Annotated in this window: 7 protein-coding genes; 3 read left to right on the plus strand and 4 right to left on the minus strand. The window is 70.8% G+C overall.

The annotated features are described in order from the left end of the window. Positions 1 to 17 precede the first annotated feature (17 nt). The 3 genes from murC (at position 18) to ABT123_RS04590 (ending at position 2,821) form a co-directional block, all read left to right on the plus strand. The gene (murC, locus tag ABT123_RS04580) at positions 18 to 1,415 is read left to right on the plus strand and encodes a UDP-N-acetylmuramate--L-alanine ligase (protein ID WP_351309717.1); all 1,398 of its coding nucleotides are present in this window, start codon (positions 18 to 20) and stop codon (positions 1,413 to 1,415) included. A gap of 22 nt (positions 1,416 to 1,437) precedes the next feature. After that, positions 1,438 to 1,845: a peptide-methionine (R)-S-oxide reductase MsrB gene (gene msrB, locus ABT123_RS04585; RefSeq protein WP_351309719.1), complete on the plus strand. Its 408-nt coding sequence runs from the start codon at positions 1,438 to 1,440 to the stop codon at positions 1,843 to 1,845. Positions 1,846 to 1,963: 118 nt separating this feature from the next. Next, a complete protein-coding gene (locus ABT123_RS04590; protein ID WP_351309721.1) occupies positions 1,964 to 2,821 on the plus strand; it encodes a hypothetical protein in 858 nt (285 codons plus the stop codon). Here ABT123_RS04590 and ABT123_RS04595 read toward each other — a convergent pair. The 4 genes from ABT123_RS04595 to ABT123_RS04610 are packed head-to-tail and all read right to left on the minus strand — an operon-like array spanning position 2,812 to position 6,193. Then, complete coding sequence (locus tag ABT123_RS04595; protein WP_351309723.1) at positions 2,812 to 3,231, minus strand: aldo-keto reductase family protein; 420 nt, start codon at positions 3,229 to 3,231, stop codon at positions 2,812 to 2,814. The two genes, ABT123_RS04590 and ABT123_RS04595, sit on opposite strands and share 10 nt — an antisense overlap. 49 nt (positions 3,232 to 3,280) lie before the next feature. Beyond that, entirely contained in the window at positions 3,281 to 4,138 is an 858-nt protein-coding gene (locus ABT123_RS04600; protein WP_351309725.1) for a hypothetical protein, read from the minus strand. Beyond that, positions 4,119 to 5,012 (minus strand): aldo/keto reductase, encoded by an 894-nt coding sequence (locus ABT123_RS04605; protein WP_351309727.1) that lies wholly within the window; start codon positions 5,010 to 5,012, stop codon positions 4,119 to 4,121. Before ABT123_RS04605 ends, ABT123_RS04600 begins: the two co-directional genes overlap by 20 nt. Continuing rightward, positions 5,009 to 6,193 (minus strand): cupin domain-containing protein, encoded by a 1,185-nt coding sequence (locus tag ABT123_RS04610; protein ID WP_351309729.1) that lies wholly within the window; start codon positions 6,191 to 6,193, stop codon positions 5,009 to 5,011. The genes ABT123_RS04605 and ABT123_RS04610 overlap by 4 nt, the downstream gene beginning before the upstream one ends. Between the last annotated feature and the right edge of the window lie 100 nt (positions 6,194 to 6,293).

Raw genomic sequence — 6,293 nt, forward strand, 5'->3', positions numbered from 1 at the left:
ACCCTGGAGCACCACGGATGATGCCCGGCCTGCCCACCGCCATGGACCGACCCCACTTCATCGGCATCGGCGGGGCCGGAATGTCCGGGATCGCGAAGATCCTCGCCCAGCGCGGCGCGAAGGTCGCCGGCAGCGACGCCAAGGACTCCGCCACCGCCGAGGCGCTCCGCGCCCACGGGGCCACCGTCCACATCGGCCACGCCGCCTCCCACCTCGCCGACGACGCCACCTGCGTGGTCGTCTCCAGCGCCATCCGCGCCGACAACCCGGAGCTGGCCCGGGCCGCCGAGCTCGGCATCCCGGTCGTGCACCGGTCCGATGCGCTCGCCTCGCTGATGGACGGCCTCCGCCCGATCGCCGTCGCCGGCACCCACGGCAAGACCACCACCACCTCCATGCTGGCGGTCTCCCTGTCGGCGCTCGGCCTGGACCCCTCCTACGCCATCGGCGGCGACCTGGACGCCCCGGGCTCCAACGCGCACCACGGGGAGGGCGACATCTTCGTCGCCGAGGCGGATGAAAGCGACCGCAGCTTCCACAAGTACGCCCCGCAGGTCGCGATCGTGCTCAACGCCGAGCTCGACCACCACGCCAACTACGCGTCGATGGAGGAGATCCACGAGTCCTTCGTGACCTTCGCCGGCCGCATCACGGCCGGCGGCACCCTGGTCGTCTCCGCCGACCAGGAGGGCGCGGTCGAGCTGACCCGCCGGGTCCGTGCCGCCCAGCCCGGGCTGACCGTGGTCACGTACGGCGAGTCCGAGTCGGCCGACATCCGCATCACCAAGATCACCCCGCGTGGCCTGAGCAGCGAGGTCACCGTGCTGCTGGACGGCCGGATGCTCACCTTCACGGTCTCGGTGCCCGGCAGCCACTACGCCCACAACGCGGTCGCCGCCCTCGCCGCGGGCGTGGCCCTCGGCATCCCGGCGCACAACCTGGCCTCCGCGCTCGGCAAGTACACCGGCGTCAAGCGCCGCCTCCAGCTCAAGGGCGAGGCCCGCGGCGTCCAGGTCATCGACTCGTACGCGCACCACCCGACCGAGATGACCGCCGACCTGGAGGCCATCCGCGGCGCCGCCGGCGACTCCCGCATCCTGGTCCTCTTCCAGCCGCACCTGTTCTCCCGCACCCAGGAACTCGGCACCGAGATGGGCCGGGCGCTCGCGCTCGCCGACGCCTCCGTGGTCCTGGACATCTACCCGGCCCGCGAGGACCCGGTCCCCGGCGTCACCAGCGAGATCATCATCGCCGCCGCCCGGGCCGCCGGCGCCGACGTCACCGCCGAACACGACAAGGCCGCCGCTCCCGACGTGATCGCGGGAATGACCAAGCCGGGCGACCTGGTTCTCACCATGGGTGCGGGCGACGTCACCGATCTCGGACCCGAGATCCTCGCCCGCCTGAGCGACTGAGCGACTCAAGGGAGCGAGCGCAATGGCGTACGAGATCGAGAAGCCCGACGAGCAGTGGCAGGCCGAACTCACCCCGAGTGAGTACCAGGTGCTGCGCCTGGCGGGCACCGAGCCCGCCTTCCGCGGCGAGTACACGGACACCAAGACGGCCGGCACGTACTCCTGCCGTGCCTGCGGCGCCGAACTGTTCCGCTCCGAGGCCAAGTTCGAATCCCACTGCGGCTGGCCGTCCTTCTTCGACCCGAAGGACACCGACGCGGTCGAACTCATCGCGGACACCTCCCACGGCATGGTCCGCACCGAGGTCCGCTGCGCGAAGTGCGGCTCCCACCTGGGCCACGTCTTCGAGGGCGAGGGCTACCCCACGCCCACGGACCAGCGCTACTGCATCAACAGCATCTCCCTGCGCCTGGCCGCAGACGAGGGCTGACCGGCGCACACGCCGCACGAGAAGCCTTGAGCCCCGGATGCCGCTGGTTTCCGGGGCTCTGGCCGTGCTCGTGTCACAGGATCCAGTTATCAGGAGTTCGCTCGCCGAGGAGGTCGTGATGACTGTTTCCCTGCCTGTCGCTGCCCGAGTGGATCTACGCCGTCAGTCGGTCGACGGCGTAGTGGGGCGCGTGGAGGAGGCCCTGCATGTGCGATTGGACCGGCAGGAGCTGGTACGCAAACGGCGCTCCTTGGGTGGCCGTACGGACCGGGGGACGTGGGTGCGTATCGAGCGGCGGGGATTCGAGCGGATCGGCCCGCAGGGCTGGAACGGGACGGAGGCCGCCGCCGTGCTGCAAGGGGTCGCGATGCCCGAGTGGTATCAGGGCGTGGCGTGGCGCGAGCCGGGCGAGCCGGTGATGTGGCGTGCGGATGAGCTGGAGCTGCTTGCGTCGCCATCTGTAGCCAAGGGCGCCCTCGTGCTCGAAGACCCGGGACTGTCGAATGCGTGGTGGCAGGCGCTGAACGCCTCTCTGGACGCCCTCGCCGAACAGCAGACGCCGCGAATCGCGACGCCGGACACGGTGACGATCACCCAGGAGCAGGTGACGCAGACACTCGGCGAGGTCTTCCCCGCCATTACCGATACGCGGATCGAGCGGTGGGCGCCGGCTCATGCGGATCTGACCTGGGCCAACGTGATGGGACCGGAGTTCTCCATCATCGACTGGGAGGACTGGGGCATGGCGCCCCGGGGCCTGGACGCCGCAACGCTGTGGGGCAATGCGCTGGCCGTCCCGGCGCTTGCGGACCGCGTCCAGCAGGAGCGGCGTGCGGACCTGGAGGGCCGGGACGGCAAGCTGATGTCGCTGTTCTTCCTGTCGAAGATTGTCGGACCCCACGCGTACGAGGAGGATCCGCTGCTGGTGCCGGCCCGGAAGGAGGCCGAGCGCCTGGTGGCCGAGCTTCAGCTCTGACGGTGCCCATGGAGGGCGCGCAGGTACTGACTGACAGCGGTGGTGTTCACCTCCGCGCCCAGGGCCTGGACCAGCTGGGCCAGGTGGCCGGGGTCGTCGGTGCCGACCGCCACCGCGGAGGCGCTCGGCAGGTGGAACGCCGTACGGAATGCTGCCTGCACGCGGGACAGGCCATCGTGGGGCGGTCGGAGGAACGGGCGAGGGTCGAAGTCCTCCCAGACCTTCCCGTTGCCGCCCCCGAAGGGGCTCATGCCCCAGGTCTCGCCCGGTTGCCAGACGTTGCGCAGGACGGCCGTGGTGTCGAGGAGGTCGATGCCCACGAGGAACCCGGCCCGGACCATGAGGACGTCCGGAGACGGCAGGTCGTCCACCCCGACCATGCCGAGCGGCCGGGTGTCCCAGGAAGACACACCCCATGTGCGGCACAGGCCGTCGCGGGCCGCGTATGGGAGGTGCCGATCAGGCGGTCGGATGGGCGACGGCCGGGGCCGGAGGACGGACCCCCGTCAGCTCTTCCGCGCGGTGGCGCAGGAGCGGGGCCAGCTCGACGTACCAGCCTCGGCCGACGGCCTGGAGCATCTCGGCGAGGGCGATCTGTTCGCCGATTCGGCCGGCTGGGGTGTCGAGGACGTGGGTGAACTCGGCACGGATGCGGTCGGCGACGGCGGGGACGCGGAGGCTGTTCACGTAGAGCATCGCGGGGTCGTAGCCGACGGGGACGGCGCCCCAGCGCTCCCAGTCCAGGATGACGAGCGGGTCGTGGGTGAGGTTGGCCCACTGGAGGTCTGCGTGCCCAGTGACGCGTTCGGTGATGGCCGGGGCGGGGATGCCCAGGAACTCGGGGAAGACCCGGTCGGCCCAGGACTGGCGGATGGTCTCGCGGGGCGGTTCCGCGGCGCTGAGAGCGTCCAGGCTCTCCCGCAGGGTCGTCCACCAGGAGTCCGGCAGGTCCGGATCCTCGGTGAGGTCGGGCGTTTCCGGGGAGATGACGGGCTGGGCGATGTAGTCGATCAGCTCTGCTTCGAAGACGTACTCGCCGCCGTCCCAGCGGTACAGGTCGTGGAGGTGAGGGCGGGACACCTTGTCGGACACCCGTTCCTCGGCGAGGGCGATCCCCTCGTTCCGGGTGGCGGGGGTCTTGGCTGCCTCGCCGCAGTGGACGCGGAGCCAGTGACCGCCTGCGGTGCGACTGCCGATGGTGCGGCCGAGCCATCCCCATGCTGGCGCGCCCACCGTCGTGGTGGAGAGGCGGGCGGCGGCGTGGGCCAGGGCGTCCGCCATGCGTGCCCTGGTGGTCTCATCCTTGGGCGAGTACATCGGTGACCTTCCTGAGGTGGCCCGGATCGAGCGGGGCGGCAGTGGTGGCCTTCGCGGCGGCCCAATGGTGGGCGGAGCCCGCAGACAGCAGTACCACGTCCAGGCTCGGGCAGGAGGCCGCAGCGAGGAGACAGGCGGTGCCCGGCGAGGCCCCCGGACGGATGAACTCTGCGAGTTCGGGCGTGACGAGGCCGGGTAGCTCGCCGCCGTGCAGGGGCGAGGAGCCGAAGGTGATCAGGCCCGCCGCGCGGGCCAGGACGAGAGGGCCTCTGCCGTCGAGGGCCAGGGCGATGGGCCTTGCCATGACGAGGCTGACCGGCTGTTGGACGGCCCTCAGGTGATGTTCACCCGAACCAGCGGCCTCGATGGCCAGGCCGAGGAGTTCGGACACGGCGAAGGCGTTGTGCTGGAACCCTGACCAGGTGGCCACGCCGTACCCGCCGATCCTGCCCGCAGCAGCGAACTCCTCCAGGACCGCGAACACATCACGCACTGCCGGATGCAGCTCCGTGGGACTGAGGCCGGCGTGCTCCGGGTTGTGGACGAACACGAGGTCGATCCGACCGAGAGCGGCCAGGGACCTTTCCGTCTGCCAGCGGACGAAGCCGGGGTCGAGGCTGTGTCCGGCCCGGACCTGGGCGGCAGTGAGGAGCCCGGCCCGAAGAGCAGCCGCGCCCTCATCCGGGGTGAAGAAGCCCGTCTTCGTCGCCACCATGGCGCGTGGGTGGTCGGCGATGACGGGGCCGAGCGCCTGGTGGGCACTGCCGTAGTTGGGGGCGGTGTCGATCCACACGAGCCCGTCGGCGCACGCGGTGCGGGCCGCCTGTTCGACGGCGCGCACCCGGTACGTCCCCAGTCCCAGGGAAGCAGTCACGAGGAGCCCCCGACCACGGCGACGGCTTGACCGGCGACCAGCGCGGAGACGACTTCCGCCACCTGTACGAGGGTGAGATCCGACTCGACGGAGAGGTTCGCCAGGGTGGCCGGCGGCCCACCAGCGAGGAGGCGGAGGAGTGGGGCGACGGGGAGGGCGAAGGTCCACTCGTTCCCTGCCCCGGCGAAGGTCACGGCCTGGTCGTCCTGGTCGATCCGGGCACGGGGCACCGTGGTCTGCACCGTGATGCCCGGTTCGGCAGGAACGCCGGTCAGGTGTGGCAGTGACAGGCGCGGGCGCCCGGGGTGCGTCGCGTCCAGAGACCTTTCCCAGCGATCGAGAACCGCAGGGTCGTCCAGGGCGGCCAGTACATCCTTGCGTACGGAAGCCAGGTAGTTCGCCCGCTCCTCCGGAGTGCCGAAACGCGGTACGTCTGCCCGGACGGTCACGCTCGCCCGGAGGTCGTCGCACAGCCAACCCAGGAACTCGGCGCCGGTCTGTGTGGCGAGTCCGAAGGTGAGGTGGAGGGATGCGGTGCCCTGGTCGGCGCTCACGGCGTGCCACCAACCGCGCGGCAGATAGAGCACGTCGCCGGGCGTCAGGACGACGTCCGCGATCGGATCGCCAGTCGGGGCCTCCGGAGCTTCCACGTCGCGCCAGGCGGGGGCCTGCCGGGTGGGGCCGAAGATCTTCCACCGCTTGGAGCCTTCGAGCTGGAGCACCACCACGTCGTGGTCGTCCCAGTGGGTGCCGAAGCCTTCCTCGGCAGTCCACGAGGCGTACGCGTTGACCTGCACGGGGGTCCGGAAGAACCGTTCGAGGCCGGCCGAGGCTTCCCGGACGGGCGGGTGGATCTGGTCGATCGCGTCGATGACCAGGGACGCGCCCTCGGCGAGCCGGGCGTGGAACTCGGCAGGCTGCGGCTGGTACCAGGACACCCCGCGACGGTTCGTCCGGAGGACCGAGTACGCCGTGACCGGGACAGCTTCCCCGGCACGCGAGAGCCGCATCCGAGGCGGTTCGAGTCGGTGAGCGGCCACGATCTCGTTGAGGTCGCCCCAGGTCAGTGGCGAGGGGGACGTGGTGCCGTTGGAGCGGATCACTTTGTGGGCCCGGAAGCACGTCTGGGCGAGGAACGTGTCCCCGCCCAGACGCTCGGCCCACGATGCGGAATCAATCACCGTGGGTCCTACCTTTCTTGATGTGGGCCTGAACTGGTCATTCGTAAGATCGGTGGGGCCCAGGGGTCCCGGGTATGGCTGTCACTGTGACGCCGTTGGA

The organism is Streptomyces sp. NPDC002054 (assembly GCF_040296685.1).
Taxonomy (GTDB): domain Bacteria; phylum Actinomycetota; class Actinomycetes; order Streptomycetales; family Streptomycetaceae; genus Streptomyces.

Coding starts and splice junctions, on each gene's coding strand:
- murC (WP_351309717.1), top strand. CDS start 18: ATGATGCCCGGCCTGCCCACCGCCATGGACCGACCCCACTTCATCGGC.
- msrB (WP_351309719.1), top strand. CDS start 1,438: ATGGCGTACGAGATCGAGAAGCCCGACGAGCAGTGGCAGGCCGAACTC.
- ABT123_RS04590 (WP_351309721.1), top strand. CDS start 1,964: ATGACTGTTTCCCTGCCTGTCGCTGCCCGAGTGGATCTACGCCGTCAG.
- ABT123_RS04600 (WP_351309725.1), bottom strand. CDS start 4,138: ATGTACTCGCCCAAGGATGAGACCACCAGGGCACGCATGGCGGACGCC.